This window comes from Methanocaldococcus vulcanius M7, from assembly GCF_000024625.1.
Classification (GTDB): Archaea; AGJL01; Methanococci; order Methanococcales; family Methanocaldococcaceae; genus Methanocaldococcus; species Methanocaldococcus vulcanius.
Genome location: NC_013407.1, coordinates 320,783 through 340,830 on the forward strand (window position 1 = coordinate 320,783; position 20,048 = coordinate 340,830).

The window sequence follows — 20,048 nt, forward strand, 5'->3', positions numbered from 1 at the left end:
TATGATTTAATTCAGATCGTAAAATATATATACGGAAACAAATGTCCTATTAAAAACTTTAATAAATATAAAAAAGTAGAGTAAGTTAAATTTATGTAATTAGAGATTTTATAAAGAGAGATAGGAGATCTATATCTGATATTATTATAATTATAATTGCAATATGTTTTGTTTTTTGTTTTTGATGCAAGATTATTCCAAGTCCTAAAAATATTGTTGATGTAAAAACTTGAAGAATGTCTTTTAAATCAGTAGGGGTTTTCTTATAGTGTATTAAGCAGAGGACACTTAACAACATATAACCCCCACAGATAAACAGTATTAAATATCTCTTAAATTTAAAATCTATATTATTATGCTTTAAAATTGCAATAGATACTAAAATAATGATAAGCATAGTCCACAAATACAAAATTTCTCTCCAATTATCTAAAAGATAATAAATAATAGATCTTAGCATTAGTATCTCCCATAAATCGTTATAATTTTCTCATATATTGAAAATGAAATCATATTACTGAAATTATAACATCCATGATCTCCCTATTTATTATTGTCGATAGTAGTAATTATTTATGTTTTAAAAGGAAGAGGCATATAATATCTATAATTACGATTAGTATGAAGCTCAAAATATTTAAAAGCGGGCTTTTGAAGTTGTAAGATAATAGAGCAGTTATAATAATCATATTTAGCGTTAAAATTAAAAAATAACTATTTCTATCTTTATTATTTTTTATCATTTTGTTATTTTTAGTTATGGGCATTATTCCACCCAGTATACTAATAAAGGATTTTAAATAAAACAAATATTCCATAGGGTTGCTAAAATGATATGGTAGATTATTATGTATAAATTATTATTTATTATATTATTACGTTGACTAATATGTATATTAAAAAAGATTATATAAGGTTATTGGTTTAGTCGAATTTTTTCATTTTCAACTGATTTAGCCCATTTTATCATCTCATTATATATTTTATCCTGTTTTAAAAGATTTTCATTTCCTATTAAGACCAATTTTCTTTTTGGACGAGTTATTGCAACATTTAATCTTCTCAAATCTTTTAAAAATCCAAACTTCTCTGTTCTAACGAATGAAATAACTATTGTCTCATTTTCCCTACCCTGAAAACCATCTACTGTATTAACTTCCACATCTATGTTGTTTTCTTCAAACATGCTTCTTAGATACCTTACTTGGGCGTCGTAAGGGGTTATAACGCTTATTGGAATTCTATATTTCAAAAGTTTTTTAACAATATCAAAAACCTGTTCTGCTTCTTCTATGTTGTAGTAAGAGTAGGATTCTTTATCTCGTCGCTCTTTTCCTTCTACATTAATAAATTGGACAGGAATCTTATTTACGATGCTTTTATCTGTTTCTTCTATCTCCTCTTCTTTAACCAAGTCCAACAATGTTATGTTTTTTACACTTTCATCTGCTTTTAGTTTGTTGTCATAGAACATTCTATTTGGAAATTCCATTATTTTTTCGTTCATTCTATATTGAATTTCTAATATTGACGAAAAATCTGGATATTTTTTAATTAAACGTTCGAATAGGGTCTTTTTTAATTCTTTATTTTCACTTAAAACTGTTGGGGGTAGTTGTTTATGGTCTCCTGCCATTATTAGCTTATTTCCTTTAACTATTGGGATTAAGCAAGATGGTTCCATTGCTTGGCTTCCTTCATCTATAACAACCACATCAAATTCCCAATCTTTTAACACATCAGAACCGGCCATTGAGTTCGTTGACACAACAACATCCGCTTCTGAGAGTATCTCATTTATAATTTTTTCAGTTAGATCATCTAAATTTCTGATTATTTTCTGTATTTTCTTATTTTTTGTAATCCATTCTGCCATACTTATGATTTTTTCTTTTGGAATTCCTCGATATGATTTTTTCTTTTTCGATATTTTTAAAATCTGCTCATCGCTCATTCCTCTCCTCCATCTTGGAGATGGTTTTAAAAATTTATCTCTTTCTTCTTTAATCTGTTTAATTCTCTCTTTTAGAGATAAAACCTCTTGATATTTTTCATGATTTTCAATTAAATAAGGAAGAGAGTGTTCAATTAAGTCCTTCGAGATTCTTGTTGGATGTCCAACCCTAACGACTTTTAAATCAGGATATTTCTTAACTAAATACTCTAAAATGTTATCAGCTGCGGTATTCGAATCAGCGGTTGCTAAAACTTTATGTTTATTGAAATTAACCTCTTGAACTATTACTTCTGTCAAAGTTCTTGTTTTTCCAGTGCCTGGGGGACCATGAATCAAGTATAAATCTTTACTTAACACTGCTCTTTTTACTGCCAATTTTTGGGAATCATTGAGTTTATCGTCATAAAACTTTATTTTAATATCTTCTCTTAACGGTTTTTCTGGACGTTCAAGTCCTAAAATTATATATATAAGCTTATTTTTTCTTTTTGCGAACTCTCTTAATGCTTCTTTCATTCTTTTAAATGTTATGTCATTGACATAGAGATCAATTCTAACTCTATCTTTGTAGACCCATTTTGGAACATCTTCATCAAAAGCCACATCTATGAAGTTTTTTCCTACTGAGATTACATTTGCATAGAGATCACTTTTTAGAGGATCTTCTCTACTTATTAAAACAACATCTCCAGGGGATATTTCAGTTTTAAATGGCTTTTTTCTACCAAATCTCACCAATGTGCAACCTAAACTTTCTCCCAAAAACTTTCCTTTTAAATTTAAAATTGCTCTTCCTACGTTTTCTCTCTTCTTTCCTAATCGAATAATCTCATTTTTATGGAAGTCCATTTCACATCTTCTTTCAATCTCGATAAGATCTTTGAATTTTTTAACATAAAGATCTATAATGTTCACTATATCACCTTAATTTTGATATTATCCGCTCAATATTGTTTTAAAATATTTAAAATGTCAAATTACAACTATAATGAAATAACTTATATCTAATTCAAATTCTCTCAGCGACAATAATGTTATCTTTATTTCTCAAAATCCTAACCTTGATGACTTTCCCTATTAATTTTCTTTCATTTTGGCAATTAATTATCTGAATAACCCTATTTTTTGCAACTCCCAAAACTTCTCCCTTAACCCTTCCATCTAACTCAACTTTTGCTTTCACAATCTCTCCAACTTTAAAAGGGTAGGGTAATCTTTTCCTTTTATGTGTTCCGAAGTCCTTTGGAGAGGTTATCAACCTAACGTCAATTCCTTTTTTTGCATACTCTAATTCATAGCTTCTTAATAAATTATAAAATCTTTCAAAATCCCAAATTTTCATCTTTTTAGGTCTTCTTCCAAATTGGTAAACTCTGCATAATTGACAACCTAAAATAGGGTCTTTTTTCCCTGTTAGTGGATTTAGTATATTTTGAGGATTTTTCTGCTCCAAATCAATAGCAAAATCAATAACTTTTTTAAATTCATTATCGTTCACGTTTGGTAGTAGAAGAGGGGCTACAAGTAGATGAATCTTAGAGTTTTTTATATATTCTGCTAAATCTAAGATCTTTTCAACATTATAATCTTTCCTACCAGAAAGCATTTTAGCCATTTTTTCATCTAATGCGTTAATTGATAGATTTATTCTATGTAATCCTACTTCTTCTAACTCATCTATTAGTTTATAGCTCAAAACTGTTCCGTTAGTTTGCATAGAAACGATACCATTGCCTTTTTTGTTTATATCTACCAAGTTTTGCACCAAATCAACTAATGGATAATAAAGGGAGGGCTCTCCTTGCCCGTCTAAGTGGGCTTCTAAGTATTTATTTTCTTTAAATTCAGATAGTTTTTTATACTCACTAATTAGGTAATCGAGATCTACATAATAATCGTTTTTTCTTGTTTTTGAAAACTCTCCTTCGTCCACAGAGCAGAATATGCAGTTTAAATTACATCCGCAGTGCCCTCTAACTTGTATGATGTTTCTTCCTCTTTCAATCAAACCAAAGGCAGTGTGTCCAATCAAAGGAATCGGTTCATTTATATATATAGTCCTCCTTTTGGTTATCTTATTTTTTAAATTGTTTGCAATAGTATAGGAGATCAGATTTAATATACCTATTTTTATATTCTCTGCTCTTCTTGGGTGGGTATTAATTTTTATTATTGGAGGAGATACCTCAACTTCTTGATAAGGAATTTCTAAAACAACTTCATAGTTTTTATTTATCTCTAACAATAGTTTGTTATTTTTGCATTTAACATCCGTTATCATTCTGTATTTTGAAAGATCTAACGTTATCATAGTCCCCCTGTTTCAAAAATACTAATTCATAATGAAGCTAAAAAATTAAATAAAATAACGAAATAACGTAAAAACCTCTACTTAACGTAGATAATTAAAGGATAAATTCTTAAAAATGAACTAAATTAAGATAAAATAAAATTATGGCAAAAATAGAGAAATTAATTTATTGAATCAAAAAAGAACTTTTCTCTCAATATTTGGTGCGGGGGACGGGATTTGAACCCGCGAACCCCTACGGGACCAGACCCTCAATCTGGCGCCTTTGACCTGGCTTGGCGACCCCCGCAATCAAAGACAGATTTTATTTATAAACATCCCTATATAAAACTTACGCCGAAAAGTATATATATGTGTTTCTGTTTATTAAGGTATTGCATGCCGAGGTGGCTTAGCGGGTTATAGCGCCCGGCTCATACGGACATCCCAGCTGCAAAGCTGGGTCCTGGGAAACCGGGAGGTCGAGGGTTCGAATCCCTCCCTCGGCACTATTTATACTATTTTATCAAGATATTAACTTCCCTTGTTTATTGAAATATACAAATTAGAATCGCTTTTGATGATCTAACTTTTTAACAAGTAAGCATGATCTTTTTTCTGTTCAATTATCTTATACTAATGTTATAGGGTGGAGAGGTAATAATAACATCAATTGATTTATCTTTTAATTGTTTCATCCCTTCTAAGCAATCCATACAGTAGATTTTGTTTATCTCCATCTTTATTCCTTATTTTTATTGAGTTTCTGTTATTTTCGTCATTCAACCATTTTACATTCAAAAATCTTTACATCTTCTTTATTTAGTTCTTTTAAAAGTTCCTTCTCTTTTTCTTCATTAACTAAGATTATTACACAGCCCCCTCCACCAGCCCCTGTTAATTTTGCCCCAAAACCTAATCTATTACCAATATCTACAATCCTATCAAGTTTTGGTGTTGAGATATTTAGCTTTTTTAACAAATTATGGTTTTTAGCCATCAATTTCCCAAAATCTTCTTTATTATTAGTTTTTAATGCCTCATTAATAACTTTATCTATTTCCTTAAATATCTCATCTTTATTCTCGATCTTGGCAACTTCATTAACTAATTCAGCAGTTTTTTTCTTTCTTTTTTCAGCATAAACAATTAAAAACTTGCAGTTTTTTAAAAAGTCCTCAAACTCTCCTTTAATTTTTTTGAACTTGTTGTTTTTTATTTCTAAAATACCTTTATAGGTTATTGTTGATGTATCAGTAATGCTTGCCTTACCTTGAATTTCTTTCTCAACTAAATATCCAATGTTAGCAATATTTTCATTATCTAACTCTTTTTCATAGAATTTGCTAATTGCTTTTATAGTTCCGATTGTTATTGAGGCAGAACTTCCCAAACCACAACTTACTGGAATTTTTGAGGAAATATTTAATTCGAATCCAAAATTTGGATTAATTTTACAGTAATTTAGTGTATTTTTGATTGCACAGAGGCAGTATTTGAAGTCGTCAAATTTGTTATATGTTGAAGGGTTAAGATTGTAAATACTGTCCAAATCAAAGTTTTGAGCTTTGTTTAAATCTAAAAGGTTTAATCTTACCATGTTTCCTTCTTTTTTTACGATCTCTACTGTTGACATTAAGTTAATTGCAATAGATACTGCTCTATATCCATAAACTACTGCATGTTCCCCAAATAAGATTACTTTTGAAGGAGTTTTTATGATCATAGTAAAAACCTCAGTAAATTACTCAATAAATTCTTTTATTCTTTCTAAACCTTCTTTAATATTTTCGTAGGAGTTTGCATAACTAATTCTTACGTGGTTTTTTCCATTACTTCCGAATCCAATACCTGGGGCTAATGCAACATGTTTTTCTTTTAGGAGTTTGTAGGTAAATTCTTTTCCGTCCTCTCCAATATTTGGAAATACATAGTAAGCTCCGATAGGGTTGTTAACTTTCCATCCAAAATTTTTAACATATTTTAGAACTAATTTCCTTCTTCTATTAAATTCATTTAACATTTTTTTAACTATTTTTTCTGTTTCTTCTTCGAATGCTTTTAGAGCAGAATACTGCGAGATTGTTGGGGCAGATATAAACAAATTTTGTTGTAATTTTAATATTGCATTCATAATTTCGTTGTTTGAAATAACATATCCAAGTCGCCATCCAGTCATTGCGTAAAGTTTTGAGAAACCATTTATTAATATTGTTTTTTCCATGTTTTCATCAAACTCTACTGCTGAATAATTTTTTCCGTCGTAAACTAAGCCATTGTAGATTTCATCTGATATGATGTAAGGTATGTTATCATATGCAAACTCGTATATTTCTTTTTTTACTGTTTCTCCGAGAGGATTAGATGGAGAATTTATAATTATTGCCTTTGTTTTTTTAGATATGGCATTTTCTAAACTCTCAATGGTAAAATCACAAAAAACTGGCTTAGCTCCCAAGAATCTGATAAAGTTTTTGTAGCATGGATAGCATGGATTTTGAATTAGAACCTCATCTCCATCGTCTATTATTGATGATAGAGCGAAGAATAACCCTAATGAACTACCTCCTGTAATAATAACATTATCTGGATTTAAATCTGCTCCATATTTTTTGAGATATAATTCACAGATTTTCTTCCTAAGTTCTATTATCCCCCTGCTATCTGTGTAGTGAGTTTTTCCATCTTTTAATGAATTTATTCCTTCTTCGATTATTGGTTTTGGGGTGTTAAAGTCCGGTTCTCCAATTTCCAAGTGGATTACATGTTTTCCTTCACTTTCTAACTTCTGTGCTATTGTCAAAATATCCATCACTTCAAAGGAATCAAAATTTAACATTCGTTTTGATAGCATATACTTCACCGATCTGATTTTAATTAATTCTCACATTTTTAAAACATTATTTTAAATAATTATTTTTAACTAATTTAGGAATAATATAAACCTAATGAGATTTATTAATAAGGTTTATTTATCTAAAACTACTTTCCATTATGTAAGAACTATTTCTATTTAATTAACTAAGAAATATTTTATTTTTAATTGAACAATGAAATAAAAATCACTAAAAATTATTTATGGTGAAATTAATGATTATTGCAGTGAGCGGAAAAGGGGGCGTTGGAAAGACGGCATTTACAACATTGTTAATTAAAGCCCTATCTAAAAAAACAAACAGCATTTTGGTTGTTGATGCCGATCCTGACTCGAATCTACCAGAGACGTTGGGAGTTGAAGTTGAGAAGACGGTTGGTGATATTAGAGAAGAGTTAAAAAAATTGGTCGAAAAAGATGAAATTCCCGGTGGAATGACAAAGTTGGATTATTTAAGAAGTAAGATTTTTGAAATTTTGGTTGAGACAAAATATTATGACTTGTTAGTTATGGGAAGACCTGAAGGTAGTGGTTGTTATTGTAGTGTAAACAACTGGCTTAGACAAATTATAGATAACTTATCTAAGGATTATGAGTTTGTTATTATAGATACAGAAGCTGGCTTAGAGCATCTCAGCAGAAGAACAACACAAAATGTTGACGTGATGATTGTTATTACGGATGCTTCAAAGAGGGGCTTAGGAACTGCTAAGAGAATTAAAAAGTTAGCTAATGAGTTAGAGGTTAAGTTTAAAGATATTTATGTTGTTGCAAATAAGGTCAAACCAGAGTATGAAGAGGTAATTGATAACTATGCAAAAGAGCTTGGTTTGAATTTGATTGGGAAGCTTCCTTATAATAAGGAAATAGCTGAGTATGATTTAAAAGGTATACCTTTATGGAATCTACCAGAGGATAATGAGGTCTATAAAAAAGTTGAAGAGATTGCTGAGAAAATAATTAAAAATAAAAAATAAAAATTAAGTGAAAATTTAAAATAATAAAAAAATAAAATAAATAGTTTTATACGATCATTGAATTTGCCATTTTTATTAACTCATCTTTATTTAGCGTTCCGGTTATTACAACCTTAACACCACTGTATTCAAACATCATCATATTTACTGTATTTCTGCTCGTTAGAATTGCCTTAACTCCGTTTTTTAGAGTTATTGTGTTATTGTAATTTTCTGGAATGATCAGTGGAGTTTTACTCTTAACTTCGTAGATATTTACTTCTCCTTTCTTTCCATAGGTTAGCACAACGGTCTCTTCTGTTTTATTATCGGTATTTTGTTTTGTAGCCATGGCATTCTGCAATTCAAGCCCAGCAGTGTATTTTGGAACTAAGATTTTAAAGCTAACGTCTTTTTGAACTTCATCTATATTTTTTGATGTTGTCATGGATCCTGAACCCACGAGCTTTGCTCCCTTAGGAGGGACAAAGTTGAATTTATCATTTGGTATATCTACATTGAATTTAACGTTCTTATATTCAATTGTTAGGCCATTCATCTCTATCTTTAAGGGTTGCCAGTATTCTTCATCAACATACATTGTCATCTTTTCTTCGGGGTTTTCTTTAGAGATTAACTCCAAAACATAACATTTTCTTCCATCATAAGTTTTTTCTCCGACATATGAAACATTAAATTTGTCAAGCATTGATTTTATGAACTTTCCATAATCAGGGTTAAATATATTGCTTGTATCTCCATTTACATCCATTTTTGTGTATTGATTCTTTATTTTATCATACATGTAGTAGGTTTTTCCATTAAAGACCATTAACATTTTATTGTTTTCCATGTAAAATTTATTTGGTTTTTCAAACGCATATTCGTATTGCATTGTCTCTGTCTGCCCCATCATGTTTGTTGTGATTACAACATCTGCTTCCATTGACTTCATTGCATCGTACTTCTCTTGCATTTTCTTTGCGATTTCATCTGCGTTCATCTGTTGTGTGCATCCTGCAAAGAAAATCCCAACTATTAAAAATAAGCAAAGCATTATGTATTTGTATTTCATCATGTCCCTCTCATTATTTATTATTTAAGTTTTTAATGAAGTTGATAAAAAATACTTATAACTTTAAGGTTATTTAAATGTTTCTAAAATTTTAAAGATGTGAAAAGATGGATATTGATGCGATTGTTGAATTTATAAAAATTAATGCAGAAAAAAAAGAATGTAGAAGGATTGTGGAGGTTGGAATTGGTTTTAGCTTTGAAATTGCGAAAAGATTAATGAGATATTTTAATGTCACGGTTGTGGATGTTAATGATAATGCGGTTGATAAAGCAAGATCGTTGGGGTTGGATGGTAGAAAAGATGATATATTTAACCCAAATATAGAGATATATAAAAACGTAGGGTTAATATATGCTATACGTCCTCCGAGAGATCTTCAACATCCAATTTTGAATTTAGCTGAAAAAATAGGAGCGGATGTTATAATAAGGCCTCTCTTAAATGAATCTCCCGTAGATGGTTTACAATTAAAAAATTACAAGGGAGAAGTATTCTATATCAAATCGAACGAAAAAATTTGAAAATATTAAAAAAAGTAATAAATAACATAAAAATTAAAAAACTAAATAAGAAAAATTATGCTTTTAATTTTTTTCTCCTCCAGTATCTCATCTTTGGATGGAATCTAACTTCTCCTCTTGTTTTAACAATAACAAATAGAGGAACTCTTCTGTTCTGTTTTAATGCCTTTGCCAATCTCAACTTTTTACCTAATGGTTTGTTGCTTCCCATGCCTTCTCACCTTTTGCATTAAATATATTGAGATTTTACGTATTTTGTTTTTTGTTTTTTATTTAGGTTATTATGTTTTTTATATATTCTTTTTTAGTCCCAATACCCTTGTCTGCTTATGTTCTGGGAAGTATTTTGAAGGATCTTCTCCTCTCTCCTTTAATAGATGCCTAATCTCTGCTTCATAATCAGAACTTAATTTAGTTCCACTTTTTATCTCTTCTAATTCAAAGAACTCAGCAGTTAACTGCCTTAGTGTTTTATAACCGAATCCCATCAGTGGGGTTAGATACTGGATATTTTTTCGCATTTCCAAACTCTGAACTTCTGAATAACTTAACTTTGGAACTTTATCGTCCCTTCTCGTCCCATCTGCTAAGATCTCAAATTCATCAGCCAATATTTCTAAGACGGTTTTATGAACGTATTGTATGGCTGGGGATGGATATTTTTTTTCAATTATCATATCAACAGCTTTTTTAATTATTTTATCATCTAATTTAATTACTTTATGGTCGAATCCTAAAATTTTAGCTGTCTCTTCAGCTAATTTATAGGATGGGATAATATCAAAGTTTATTGTTATTAATTTTGGAGTATAGCCAAGTTTTTTTAATATGATCGCTGAGAGGGAGCTGTCTTTCCCTCCGCTAAAGAGAACATAGGCATCCATATATTTCACTTTCTAATGATTTTAATATCTCTCTTCTTCTTACTCATAGCACTCAATCTTTCAAGTATTGCTTTGAACTCGCTATCTTTTAAAGGGATTGGTAATCTACCAAGTTGTGCTAACTGTATTAGCTGTATTTCCACTGCTTCAGCAAATTCTGGTCTTGCTAATCTTATTCTCTCCAGACGTTCTCTTGCTTCAGGAGTTAAGATTTTTCTAAGTAGTGATCTTTTCTGTAATTCTGCTTCGATTAGGGCTTCTTCCTGTTCCTGCTGTTCTGCAAGCTTTTTTTGAAGTTCGAGAAGTTTTCTTCTCTTTATTTCTTCAGGATCCATTGGTATCCCCTTAATATTTAGCAAGAGCTGGGATTTCATCGACGACCTCGTCCCTAACTTCTTTTGCTATGTTGTCTAAGAAACTTCTTCCTTTTGGTGTGATAACTCTCCCTTCTGGTGTTTTTTCAACAAAACCTAATCTTTCTAATTCTTGTAGGGCTTTTCTGATGATGTTTCCACTACCCTTATAGAAGTGTTCTGGCTCGTGTCCTCTGTTTTTTCGTCCTCCATAAGCAGTTCTTAATCTTGATATTCCTACAGGTCCGTAGATGTAGATCTTTCTTAAAATTGATGCACACCTTACATACCACCAGTCGTCCTGTTCTGGTCTTCTCTCTCTACTAACTCCGGTTTTAACGAAATTTACCCATTCAGGAACATTAATATCTAATTCTTTTAACTTCTCAGCTGTTTTTTGGATTAACTTCTCAGCTGGAACATCGTAAACAGTTACCATTTTTGCACCTCTTTTAATTATCTTTTTGATATTTCTTTTTGATATTTTTAGTTTTTATTTTTTATTTTTATCTGTTTTTTCATACATCAATTAAATGCTTTTTACTAATTGTTGGTATCATATCCTCTTTAATTGGGGTTTATAGTTTAAACCAATAAAACAAGCTTAGTATTAATTTGATTAGGTTATATTTATATCTTATTATTGTGTGATGAGTTAAGATAAAAAAGAGAAATTTTTACCAATGTTGGCGTGAATTATTAAAAAGTAAAATTTCCTGAATTCAAATGGAGCCGGGGGTGGGATTTGAACCCACGTAAAGCGGATCTGCAGTCCGCTGCCTAGCCTCTAGACTACCCCGGCTCTTGCATAGATTAACTAATAGGAAGTAGTATATATAGTTTATGGTTAGTAATGTGGGTTTAATGGTCAATATAAAAATATTTATAAATGCTTATTGGACGATTTTCTATTAAATCAAAATTAAATAAAGGTTTTGTTTGAGTAATATTTCTTCCATAAGATCCTTAAACACTCTAAAACCATAAGTTTGGATATCTCGTTTAAAGAGTATGGGGTTATTGGTTCAAAGTCCCTTATAAACTTTTCAGTTCCAACAACTATATGTCCCTCCTCTTCTAAGTTCAAAAACTTGGCAGGTCCTTTCGCATATTTTGCATCACACACCTTTACTTTTTCGTCTATTCCAAATACTCCATTAGTTCCTATTGTTTTAATTCCTCGATTTTTGCAGTGTTCAATTATCGATCTTGTTGTTGGGATTGTATCTCCTCCAGCAATGCATATAATTGCCACATCTCCTTTAATTAAGTCCAAATTTTCTTTTGTTATATTTTCCCTAACTGCTTCAACCCTATCCTTAAAAAATCTTTTTACGAGGTCTACCTTATAGTCCCCAATTTTTCCACCGAGTTTTCTGTGAATTATATCATTCTCCTCTATTTTTGCATTGTCGAATACATGGATTCTTTTAACTCCTCCTCTATGCACTTCTAATAAGTCAAAAGCAACTCTAATCCCCAATCTTCCACACCCAATTATGGAAACTTCTCCTTTTGGCTTTAATTTATTTTCGATTTCTTCTATATTCATTTAAACCACCAAAGAGACGTATTAAAAAATAAAAGCCCATAATCAAACCATAATTAAATATAACAATTCCTGCCATGTTAAAGTATTTATTTAGGAAAATTTAATGTTGATTATATAAAAGCTTATGGAGGGATCATTTTGATTTATGTCGCGTTTACACCATTTGGGGCATTTGGAGTAAAAGAAAATACAGAGGTCAAAAAATTAGAAGATATATCTTATAAAAAACTTTTTAGTGATGAAGATATTCCCAATATGATGTTTAAAGTGAAGATGCATCCGAATAGTGTGGCAGATGAGCTTAAAAAAGAGTGGAATGATGAGGTTAGGTTAGAAGTTGTTAGCGTTGAACCGTTTAAGATAGGGGACTTTTTAAGAGAAAATATGTTTGAAATTGGGAAACACTTTGGATACTTTGAGGATTATGAAGATTTTAGAGAAAAAATGCATTTTTGGAGTACTGAACTAACAAAAAAAGTCATAAAAAGTTATGCTCAGCAAAAAGATAAGATTATAATTCAAGTGGCTGAGGCAATTTCTGATCTGGATAAAACTTTAAATTTACTATCTGAAAGATTAAGGGAGTGGTATTCTTTATACTTCCCAGAACTTGATCATTTAATAAGTAAACACGAAGTATATGCTGATCTAATAACAAAATTAAAAACTCGAGAAAATTTTACGAAAAGTCAGCTGAAAAAAATACTTCCATCAAAATTGGCAGGAAAAGTTGCTGATGCAGCAAAAAATTCAATGGGAGGGGACTTGGAGGATTATGATTTAAATGCGATAGTTAAATTTGCTGAGGAGATAAATCATCTTTATGAAAAGAGGAAGGAGTTATATAATTATTTGGAAAAGTTAATGAATGAGGAAGTGCCAAATATTACGAAAATTGCTGGTGTTTCTTTGGGAGCAAAGCTTATCGGATTGGCAGGAGGCCTGGAGAGGTTATCAAAAATGCCTGCTTCTACAATACAAGTTTTAGGGGCTGAGAAGGCGTTATTTGCTCATTTGAAGATGGGAGTTGAACCACCAAAACATGGGATTATATTTAATCATCCGTTAATTCAGGGTTCTCCTTACTGGCAGAGGGGAAAGATTGCAAGAGCATTAGCTTGTAAGTTGGCAATTGCTTCGAGAGCTGATTATGCTGGGGATTATATTGCAGATGAACTCTTAGAAAAACTTAATAAGAGGGTTGAGGAAATTAAGAGAAAATATCCAAACCCTCCAAAGAAAAAGAAACAGAAAAAATCTAAAAAATTTGATAAAAAACCAAAAACTAAAAAAGATAAATCAAAACCTAAATCCAAAAAATCTAAGAAAAATAAAGAAAAAAAGAAAGAAAAATCAAAAAAAGAGAGGAAAGTTATTGGAAAGACAAAGAGTAGAAAATAATTAATGATTAATTTTATTTTTTGTGATATTTTTGTAATTTTTGAAAAAAGGGGGAAATTATGGAGTCATATTATGATACAATTCCAAATTTTAGATATTGGGATGTAAATGCATGGAGAAAATATGTTCAAGAGTATATCGTCCCAATGTATGAAACTACAAAATGCCTATTAGATTTTAAGAATGAACTTTCTTTTTATGTAGGTATGTCATTAGAAAACGTAAATCAAAGCAATAATTATCTCATGCCTTTTTTCATTGGGGGAATTGATGAAGAAGGAAATTACAAAGAAAATGCTCTTGCAAAATTAATTTATTTAATGTTTGGAATATATGTTGATGCTAAGGAATTTGTTAATACCATGGAATTAACTGGAGAGGAAGGATTAAAGGACATTAAGGTAGAATCTAAGGATATGGACAACTGGCCATTTATTAAGTTCTTGGAGAAGATAAATAAGCATAGTTTAGAGATTATTAAAAAGTTAAATATTGATGTTCAACCTTCTATTAAAGTTGAGGATATATTAAAAAATCCAGATAAGATTTTAGATGTTCTAAAAGAGCTTTATAAAGCATGTGTTTCTTTTAATGCAAGTTATAATTACTATACATTTTTTATTTTGAGTTCATATGGAATACATTTTAGATATTTGATTTCAGCATATCCAAAATTAAATGAGCATTTTGAGGAGATAAAAGAGTTTTTAGGATTTTGTCCAATGTTTGTTCCAGATGTTGATAATAGCACAATTAAGAAATACTACACCATATTACGTTATGAAAAAGATAGTATTGGAGATAATTTATTTAAGATGCAACTACACTTGTGGAATTCCTTTGAAAAATCTGAAATTCATGAGGTTTTTAAATATATTGTTGAAAAACCAGAAAACTTGAAAGAGAAATACAAAGAACTTGCTAAAAAATCTATTGGGGAAGAGTTTAAAGAGATAAATATTGGTGATGAATGCATACATTTATATGAAGATTATTTTTTAATAGTTAATGGGGTATATGTTAATTCAATATCAAGGTCTAGTTATGACGAATATTGTCAAGCCCGTGAAAACTGGATGAATGGGATGATTCATTGGAGTGAATTAGAGTTTTATAAAAGACCTATTAAACGTTCATTGCAAATAAAAATTTACCTTTTTGACTTTTTAGATAAAATTGCTCCTGTTCTATTTTTAAAACTTGCAACGATCTTACCCAGTAAAGTAGGAAAATTTGATAATTATTATTTAACACATTTAAAAGATATAATTAACGACGTACCAAATCTAATTTACTATGGCAATTTTTTAGAAGATTATCCAAGTTTGAAATTAGGGAGATTAGAATGAATGAAAAAACTTTATTGGAATTAAAGTATGAAGATGAACGTAAAGAAAGAGAAAGAAGAAAAATAACTAATAAAAAACAAAAAGAAAAAGAAAATAAAAGTTCTCAAATTAAATTTTCAAAACAGGAAGAACTTAAAGAAAAAATTATAATCAAGGAAATAAAATTTTCTGAAATTCCAAAAATTGTTTTTGATGATATAAAAATAAACTTTAAACATGTTGGTTTAGAAAAAAATCTACTTATACAAAGAGAAAAACTTAATCTAAAACTACCACACATCGAACTAACTAAACCATCTTGTAAATTTTTAAATAGCTGTGTAGATAAAAACTTTAACATTGCAAAAGCTGAAAATTCTTTTTTAATCCCAAAATTTGGCATAATTCCTTTAAATTATAGATTTCTAAAAACTGAAATTGATAAAGATTTTTATAGTGCAAAAGATAAAAACTGCTTATTCATTCCAAATATCGAGATTTTAGAGTCAGAAATTAAATATCCTCAAAATAAATTAAATAGGGAATATCAACTTCTAAAACTGAATAAAGATATAAAAATGTTTGAGATTCCTAAAATTTCCATTCCAACGAGTCCAATAACTATATCTAATTTTAAGGGGATTGAGATGTCTAAAAACTTAGAAATTAAAGGAATTGCTAAGATTAAAGAAGAAGACAAGGAATATGCAATAACAGAAGAAATTAAAATAGCAAATACATCTATTCCAAATGAAAATGAAACCAATGAAACAGAAATTGAAATGTCCAAAGATCCTATGGAATTTTTATTTGGTAGCAATATTGAAGGGATGAAAAGGGGAGGACCGTTAATTGTTTTATTTAAAGATTATAAAGACGACAGCTACATTCAAACATTTGAAACATTATTATTAAGGATTTGTAGAGAGAAATATGGAGGAATTCCAAAAGTTAAAAAACTAAGTTTAAAGGAAGATTGGAATAAATATGAGATTGAAAGATACCTCGATGAAGGAAACATTTTTATTGTAGAGTTGGACTCTAAAGAGGAAATAAATAAAGACAACCTCTCAGATCGATTATGGGCAATATTTTCAAAAGAAAGAGGAATCGTCATCTTTTACACAAAATCTGAAAATATCTTTGAAAAATACAAAACAATTCTAAACGAAATAAATTGGACTAAATTAAATTTAAAAGCAAAAATCATTGAAATAATCCCAAAAAGGTTATCATTTAAAGAAAAAATTAATGTTGCAAAAGCACTTTTTGGTTTTATAGATATAGAAAAGGATGTTCCACCAATCGCTCCAATGGACGCTGTTCTCAATTTTGCCAAAGAAAAATACAAAGAAAAACTCGAAAAAATCAATAATAAATATTATATAAACTTGGGAATTATAAATGAAGGAGAAAATGAAAGTGAAGAACACATGAATTTAAAATCCTTTGTTGCCCATTATTTAATCAAAAAACTTGAAAAAGAAGGAAAAATCCCAAAAGAAGATAAGGAAAAAGATTGGGACTATATTAAAGAAAATATTATAATCACTGAACATTCAAAAGAAGGAAAGAACAATAATCTAATTGTTGACGTTTATTTTGATGATAAAAATGAAAACTACGAAATTGAAACATTATTTAAAGAAGGTTTTGGAAAAATACATAAAACATTGGAAAAATATAACCCAAATGAGAAAATTAATATTGTTATTGAAAACATAACTGCCTTTTTACATGCAAAGGAATTTTTAAATTTAATAAATCTTATTGAAAAGAAACAAAGATATAAAAACTTAGAAATCAACTTTTACACTCTTGACCTAAAAAATAATAAATTAACTGATCTAAAATATTATTACAAAAAAAATAAAAATTAGATTAAGAAGCGGTGTGTAAGAGGATTGTATTTATATACTGGTTATTTCCTGCCAATAAAAAACTAAAAATATAACAAAAAAGGTGAAATAATGATTACCTATAAGGATGCTGGAGTGGATATATCCCATGAGGATAGAGTGATTAAAGCATTGGTTTCACAGATAACATTTAAAAGAAGTGATATAAAACCTGCTGATCTTGGCTTACATTATGCTGGAGCAGTTGAGTTTGGAGATTATTATCTGGTGTTATCTACTGATGGTGTTGGAAGTAAGATGATTGTTGCAGAGATGGCAAATAAGTTCGATACTGTTGGAATTGACATGATCGCTATGAATGTAAATGATGCAATCTGTATCGGTGCGGAGCCAGTTGCTTTGGTTGATTATTTGGCAGTTGGGCATATAACTGAAGAAATAGCGGAGCAGATTGGAAAAGGACTGAATGAGGGAGCTAAGGAAGCGAATATAAATATTGTTGGTGGAGAGACAGCTACACTACCAGACATGATCAAGGGCATAGATCTGGCTGGAACTGTCTTAGCAATAGTTAAAAAGGATGAAATAATAACTGGGAAGGATGTTAAGCCAGGAGATCTGATCGTTGGTTTGAGAAGCTCTGGAATACATAGTAATGGTTTATCATTGGCAAGGAAGGTGTTTTTTGATATAGCCAAGTTAAACATCAATGATAAACTTTCCTATGGAAAGACCGTTGCTGAAGAGCTTTTAACTCCAACAAGGATATATGTAAAGCCAGTTTTAGAGATGATTAGGGATGAGGAGATATATGTTAAGGGCTTAGCACATATAACAGGAGGAAGTTTTAGAAAGCTTAAACGGCTAAATGATAAAGTTGTATACTATATAAACGATCTTCCTGAGCCCCTTCCAATATTTAAGGAAATTCAGAGATTGGGTAATGTTCCAGATGAAGAGATGTTTAGAACGTTTAATATGGGAGTTGGATTTTGTGTTATTGTTGGTAGTGAGGAGGAAGCTGAGAAAGTTATAAAAATATCTGATAAGTATGGAATCTCTGCGAAGATCGTTGGAGAGGTTGTAGATGAAGTAAATATTAATAATAAAAAAATTAAAAGTGGAGCGGTTGTAGATTATAATGGAAAGCATATCCTCCTAAAATAAAGGATTCAAGAATTGAGTGTAATCTTATAACAAAAATAAAAAAATAAAAAAGAAAATAAAAATCATAAAAGGGAATCAATATGTGTGGGATATTTGGAATCTACTCCTTCGAGAGAATAAATGTTGCTAAGAAAATATACTATGGATTATTCGCACTACAACACAGAGGACAGGAAGGAGCAGGGATTGCCACAAGTGATGGGAGAAACATCCATCATTATAAAAATATTGGTCTCGTTACGGATGTTTTTAGGGATGATGTTCTCCAAAATCTCTTTGGTTATATTGGGATAGGGCATGTAAGATACTCAACAACCGGAGGAAAAGCGGTAGAAAATTGTCAACCCTTTGTAGTAAAAAGCTCCTTTGGAAATATTGCAATAGCACATAATGGAGATCTTGTTAACTCCAATGAACTAAGGATGGACTTAGAAAAAAAAGGACATATATTCACTTCTTCAACCGACTCAGAAGTGATCGCTCAATTATTAGTAAGGGAACTGTTAAAAACATCTGATAAAATTGAGGCAATAAAAAACACTCTAAAAAAATTAATAGGGGCTTATTCTCTCCTAATAATGTTTAACGATTCGTTAATTGCGGTTAGAGATCCTTGGGGTTTTAAACCTTTATGTATTGGGAGAGATGATGAGAACATCTACATCTCTTCTGAGGACTGTGCTTTAACAACCCTTGATGCAGAGTTTGTAAAAGATCTTGAACCAGGAGAAATCATTGAAATAAAGGATGGAGGAGAAATATCTTCCTATAAGTTAGATTTTGATGTTCCTGAGTATATGTCGATAGATGTTGATGTTCCTTCAATTTACAAGGGAGCTACAACATGCATGTTTGAGTATGTATATTTTGCAAGGCCTGATTCAACTATCGACGGCATTAGCGTTTACAAGGTTAGAAAAAGGATAGGAAAGATATTGGCTAAGGAACATCCTGTAGAAGCAGATGTCGTTTCTCCAATTCCTGATTCAGGAGTTGCATTTGCTTTAGGATTTTCAGAGGGTTCAAAAATCCCTTACTATGAGGGATTAATAAAGAACAGATACGTTGGAAGAACATTCATCCTCCCCTCACAAAACGAGAGAGAATTAGCAGTAAGATTAAAATTAAGCCCAGTAAAAAGCGTATTGGAAGGGAAGAGGGTAGTGTTGGTAGATGATAGTGTAGTTAGAGGAACAACTTCTCGAAGGATTGTAAATATGGTTAGAAAAGCAGGAGCGAAGGAAGTGCATTTGAGAATTGGGAGTCCAAAGATCATTTCTCCATGCTATTATGGAATAGATATGGCTACCAAAAAGGAATTAATTGCCTCAAATAAAACAGAGGAAGAGATTGGAAAAAAGATTGGAGTCGAGTCAATTGGCTATTTATCATTAGAGGGATTAATAAAAGCAATTGGTAGAAAAGATTTATGTCTGGCTTGCATCACTGGAAAATATCCAACTGATATAAATTTTGAAAAAATAGCAAAACGATTATAGTGTTTTATTTAGGCGGATGAATTTTTATTTCTATTTTTGGCTCTTTTTAATTATTTATTTTAATTTTTTAATTATTTATGTTTGGGGTGTATTAAATGTCCTACAATTACTACCATAGCTATTATTGTCAAATTTAAGAGCATATTAACGTCTATATAATTATTCCATATCAAATAAGCGTTTATGACAGCAACTACAACTGTAATTGTCCATAAAACCTCTCCAACAATCTTTTTATTTTTCATATTTTCCCATATTACCGATCTATTACTAATTTTAATTAGTTATATATTTATAGTTATTATTTATAAGTTTTTACCTTTCTTAA

General features: G+C 30.3%; 19 protein-coding genes, 3 tRNA genes and 1 pseudogene. 8 read left to right on the forward strand and 15 right to left on the reverse strand.

Going from position 1 to position 20,048, the window contains the following annotated elements:
* Positions 1–91: 91 nt before the first annotated feature.
* The 4 genes from METVU_RS08860 to METVU_RS01685 form a co-directional block, all read right to left on the reverse strand.
* Entirely contained in the window at positions 92–460 is a 369-nt protein-coding gene (locus tag METVU_RS08860) for a hypothetical protein (protein ID WP_012819748.1), read from the reverse strand.
* Between the two features lie 456 nt (positions 461–916).
* On the reverse strand, positions 917–2,872 hold the full coding sequence (locus tag METVU_RS01675; protein WP_012819749.1) for an IGHMBP2 family helicase: 1,956 nt from the start codon (positions 2,870–2,872) through the stop codon (positions 917–919).
* Between the two features lie 94 nt (positions 2,873–2,966).
* On the reverse strand, positions 2,967–4,268 hold the full coding sequence (locus tag METVU_RS01680) for a radical SAM protein (protein ID WP_012819750.1): 1,302 nt from the start codon (positions 4,266–4,268) through the stop codon (positions 2,967–2,969).
* Between the two features lie 201 nt (positions 4,269–4,469).
* Positions 4,470–4,557: transfer RNA gene (locus tag METVU_RS01685), tRNA-Leu, on the reverse strand.
* A gap of 91 nt (positions 4,558–4,648) precedes the next feature.
* Between METVU_RS01685 and METVU_RS01690 the strand changes: the two genes are divergently transcribed.
* A tRNA-Met gene (locus METVU_RS01690) sits at positions 4,649–4,756 on the forward strand.
* 120 nt (positions 4,757–4,876) lie between these two features.
* On the opposite strand, the pseudogene METVU_RS08865 reads toward METVU_RS01690, so the two are convergent.
* The 3 genes and pseudogenes from METVU_RS08865 to METVU_RS01700 all read right to left on the reverse strand — a co-directional run.
* Positions 4,877–4,987: pseudogene (locus METVU_RS08865) on the reverse strand (site-specific DNA-methyltransferase); the annotation flags it as partial.
* Between the two features lie 38 nt (positions 4,988–5,025).
* A complete protein-coding gene (gene mvk / locus METVU_RS01695; protein WP_012819752.1) occupies positions 5,026–5,973 on the reverse strand; it encodes a mevalonate kinase in 948 nt (315 codons plus the stop codon).
* 18 nt (positions 5,974–5,991) lie between these two features.
* A complete protein-coding gene (locus tag METVU_RS01700; RefSeq protein WP_012819753.1) occupies positions 5,992–7,101 on the reverse strand; it encodes a pyridoxal phosphate-dependent aminotransferase in 1,110 nt (369 codons plus the stop codon).
* 236 nt (positions 7,102–7,337) lie between these two features.
* Here METVU_RS01700 and METVU_RS01705 point away from each other — a divergent pair, with 236 nt between their 5' ends.
* Positions 7,338–8,099 carry an ATP-binding protein gene (locus tag METVU_RS01705; RefSeq protein WP_048196691.1) on the forward strand — a complete coding sequence of 254 codons (762 nt, stop codon included), beginning with the start codon at positions 7,338–7,340 and terminating at the stop codon, positions 8,097–8,099.
* 46 nt (positions 8,100–8,145) lie between these two features.
* Here the strand turns inward: METVU_RS01705 and METVU_RS01710 are convergent, their stop codons facing one another.
* Positions 8,146–9,153, reverse strand: a complete 1,008-nt coding sequence (locus METVU_RS01710) for an outer membrane lipoprotein-sorting protein (RefSeq protein ID WP_012819755.1) — start codon at positions 9,151–9,153, stop codon at positions 8,146–8,148.
* 107 nt (positions 9,154–9,260) lie between these two features.
* Between METVU_RS01710 and METVU_RS01715 the strand changes: the two genes are divergently transcribed.
* Positions 9,261–9,677 carry a UPF0146 family protein gene (locus METVU_RS01715; protein ID WP_012819756.1) on the forward strand — a complete coding sequence of 139 codons (417 nt, stop codon included), beginning with the start codon at positions 9,261–9,263 and terminating at the stop codon, positions 9,675–9,677.
* A gap of 55 nt (positions 9,678–9,732) precedes the next feature.
* Here the strand turns inward: METVU_RS01715 and METVU_RS01720 are convergent, their stop codons facing one another.
* From METVU_RS01720 to METVU_RS01745, 6 genes are all read right to left on the reverse strand, one after another.
* Positions 9,733–9,888 (reverse strand): 50S ribosomal protein L39e, encoded by a 156-nt coding sequence (locus tag METVU_RS01720; RefSeq protein WP_012819757.1) that lies wholly within the window; start codon positions 9,886–9,888, stop codon positions 9,733–9,735.
* Positions 9,889–9,967: 79 nt separating this feature from the next.
* Positions 9,968–10,561 (reverse strand): DUF7411 family protein, encoded by a 594-nt coding sequence (locus tag METVU_RS01725; RefSeq protein ID WP_012819758.1) that lies wholly within the window; start codon positions 10,559–10,561, stop codon positions 9,968–9,970.
* A gap of 5 nt (positions 10,562–10,566) precedes the next feature.
* Positions 10,567–10,896: a DNA-binding protein gene (locus METVU_RS01730; RefSeq protein ID WP_048196692.1), complete on the reverse strand. Its 330-nt coding sequence runs from the start codon at positions 10,894–10,896 to the stop codon at positions 10,567–10,569.
* A gap of 10 nt (positions 10,897–10,906) precedes the next feature.
* On the reverse strand, positions 10,907–11,353 hold the full coding sequence (locus METVU_RS01735) for a 30S ribosomal protein S19e (RefSeq protein WP_012819760.1): 447 nt from the start codon (positions 11,351–11,353) through the stop codon (positions 10,907–10,909).
* 288 nt (positions 11,354–11,641) lie between these two features.
* A tRNA-Cys gene (locus METVU_RS01740) sits at positions 11,642–11,716 on the reverse strand.
* Between the two features lie 120 nt (positions 11,717–11,836).
* Positions 11,837–12,466 carry a ThiF family adenylyltransferase gene (locus tag METVU_RS01745; protein ID WP_012819761.1) on the reverse strand — a complete coding sequence of 210 codons (630 nt, stop codon included), beginning with the start codon at positions 12,464–12,466 and terminating at the stop codon, positions 11,837–11,839.
* A 138-nt stretch (positions 12,467–12,604) separates the two neighbouring features.
* On the opposite strand from METVU_RS01745, the gene METVU_RS01750 reads away from it, so the two are divergent.
* The 5 genes from METVU_RS01750 (at position 12,605) to purF (ending at position 19,720) form a co-directional block, all read left to right on the forward strand.
* Positions 12,605–13,867, forward strand: coding sequence for a hypothetical protein (locus METVU_RS01750; protein WP_012819762.1), 1,263 nt, complete (start codon positions 12,605–12,607; stop codon positions 13,865–13,867).
* Positions 13,868–13,926: 59 nt separating this feature from the next.
* Positions 13,927–15,216, forward strand: coding sequence for a hypothetical protein (locus METVU_RS01755; RefSeq protein ID WP_012819763.1), 1,290 nt, complete (start codon positions 13,927–13,929; stop codon positions 15,214–15,216).
* A complete protein-coding gene (locus METVU_RS01760; protein ID WP_012819764.1) occupies positions 15,213–17,075 on the forward strand; it encodes a hypothetical protein in 1,863 nt (620 codons plus the stop codon). Before METVU_RS01755 ends, METVU_RS01760 begins: the two co-directional genes overlap by 4 nt.
* A gap of 90 nt (positions 17,076–17,165) precedes the next feature.
* Positions 17,166–18,221 carry a phosphoribosylformylglycinamidine cyclo-ligase gene (gene purM / locus METVU_RS01765; RefSeq protein ID WP_012819765.1) on the forward strand — a complete coding sequence of 352 codons (1,056 nt, stop codon included), beginning with the start codon at positions 17,166–17,168 and terminating at the stop codon, positions 18,219–18,221.
* Between the two features lie 80 nt (positions 18,222–18,301).
* A complete protein-coding gene (gene purF / locus METVU_RS01770; RefSeq protein ID WP_012819766.1) occupies positions 18,302–19,720 on the forward strand; it encodes an amidophosphoribosyltransferase in 1,419 nt (472 codons plus the stop codon).
* 71 nt (positions 19,721–19,791) lie between these two features.
* Here purF and METVU_RS08945 read toward each other — a convergent pair whose 3' ends face one another.
* Positions 19,792–19,965, reverse strand: a complete 174-nt coding sequence (locus METVU_RS08945; RefSeq protein WP_012819767.1) for a hypothetical protein — start codon at positions 19,963–19,965, stop codon at positions 19,792–19,794.
* Between the last annotated feature and the right edge of the window lie 83 nt (positions 19,966–20,048).

Bases quoted from the DNA above. Each gene is read 5' to 3' on its own strand.
- METVU_RS01760 (WP_012819764.1), top strand. From the start codon at position 15,213: ATGAATGAAAAAACTTTATTGGAATTAAAGTATGAAGATGAACGTAAA.
- METVU_RS08945 (WP_012819767.1), bottom strand. From the start codon at position 19,965: ATGAAAAATAAAAAGATTGTTGGAGAGGTTTTATGGACAATTACAGTT.
- METVU_RS01710 (WP_012819755.1), bottom strand. From the start codon at position 9,153: ATGAAATACAAATACATAATGCTTTGCTTATTTTTAATAGTTGGGATT.
- METVU_RS01715 (WP_012819756.1), top strand. From the start codon at position 9,261: ATGGATATTGATGCGATTGTTGAATTTATAAAAATTAATGCAGAAAAA.
- METVU_RS01730 (WP_048196692.1), bottom strand. From the start codon at position 10,896: ATGGATCCTGAAGAAATAAAGAGAAGAAAACTTCTCGAACTTCAAAAA.
- mvk (WP_012819752.1), bottom strand. From the start codon at position 5,973: ATGATCATAAAAACTCCTTCAAAAGTAATCTTATTTGGGGAACATGCA.
- purF (WP_012819766.1), top strand. From the start codon at position 18,302: ATGTGTGGGATATTTGGAATCTACTCCTTCGAGAGAATAAATGTTGCT.
- METVU_RS01745 (WP_012819761.1), bottom strand. From the start codon at position 12,466: ATGAATATAGAAGAAATCGAAAATAAATTAAAGCCAAAAGGAGAAGTT.
- METVU_RS01735 (WP_012819760.1), bottom strand. From the start codon at position 11,353: ATGGTAACTGTTTACGATGTTCCAGCTGAGAAGTTAATCCAAAAAACA.
- METVU_RS01680 (WP_012819750.1), bottom strand. From the start codon at position 4,268: ATGATAACGTTAGATCTTTCAAAATACAGAATGATAACGGATGTTAAA.
- METVU_RS01700 (WP_012819753.1), bottom strand. From the start codon at position 7,101: ATGCTATCAAAACGAATGTTAAATTTTGATTCCTTTGAAGTGATGGAT.
- METVU_RS01720 (WP_012819757.1), bottom strand. From the start codon at position 9,888: ATGGGAAGCAACAAACCATTAGGTAAAAAGTTGAGATTGGCAAAGGCA.
- METVU_RS08860 (WP_012819748.1), bottom strand. From the start codon at position 460: ATGCTAAGATCTATTATTTATTATCTTTTAGATAATTGGAGAGAAATT.
- METVU_RS01755 (WP_012819763.1), top strand. From the start codon at position 13,927: ATGGAGTCATATTATGATACAATTCCAAATTTTAGATATTGGGATGTA.
- METVU_RS01705 (WP_048196691.1), top strand. From the start codon at position 7,338: ATGATTATTGCAGTGAGCGGAAAAGGGGGCGTTGGAAAGACGGCATTT.
- METVU_RS01725 (WP_012819758.1), bottom strand. From the start codon at position 10,561: ATGGATGCCTATGTTCTCTTTAGCGGAGGGAAAGACAGCTCCCTCTCA.
- purM (WP_012819765.1), top strand. From the start codon at position 17,166: ATGATTACCTATAAGGATGCTGGAGTGGATATATCCCATGAGGATAGA.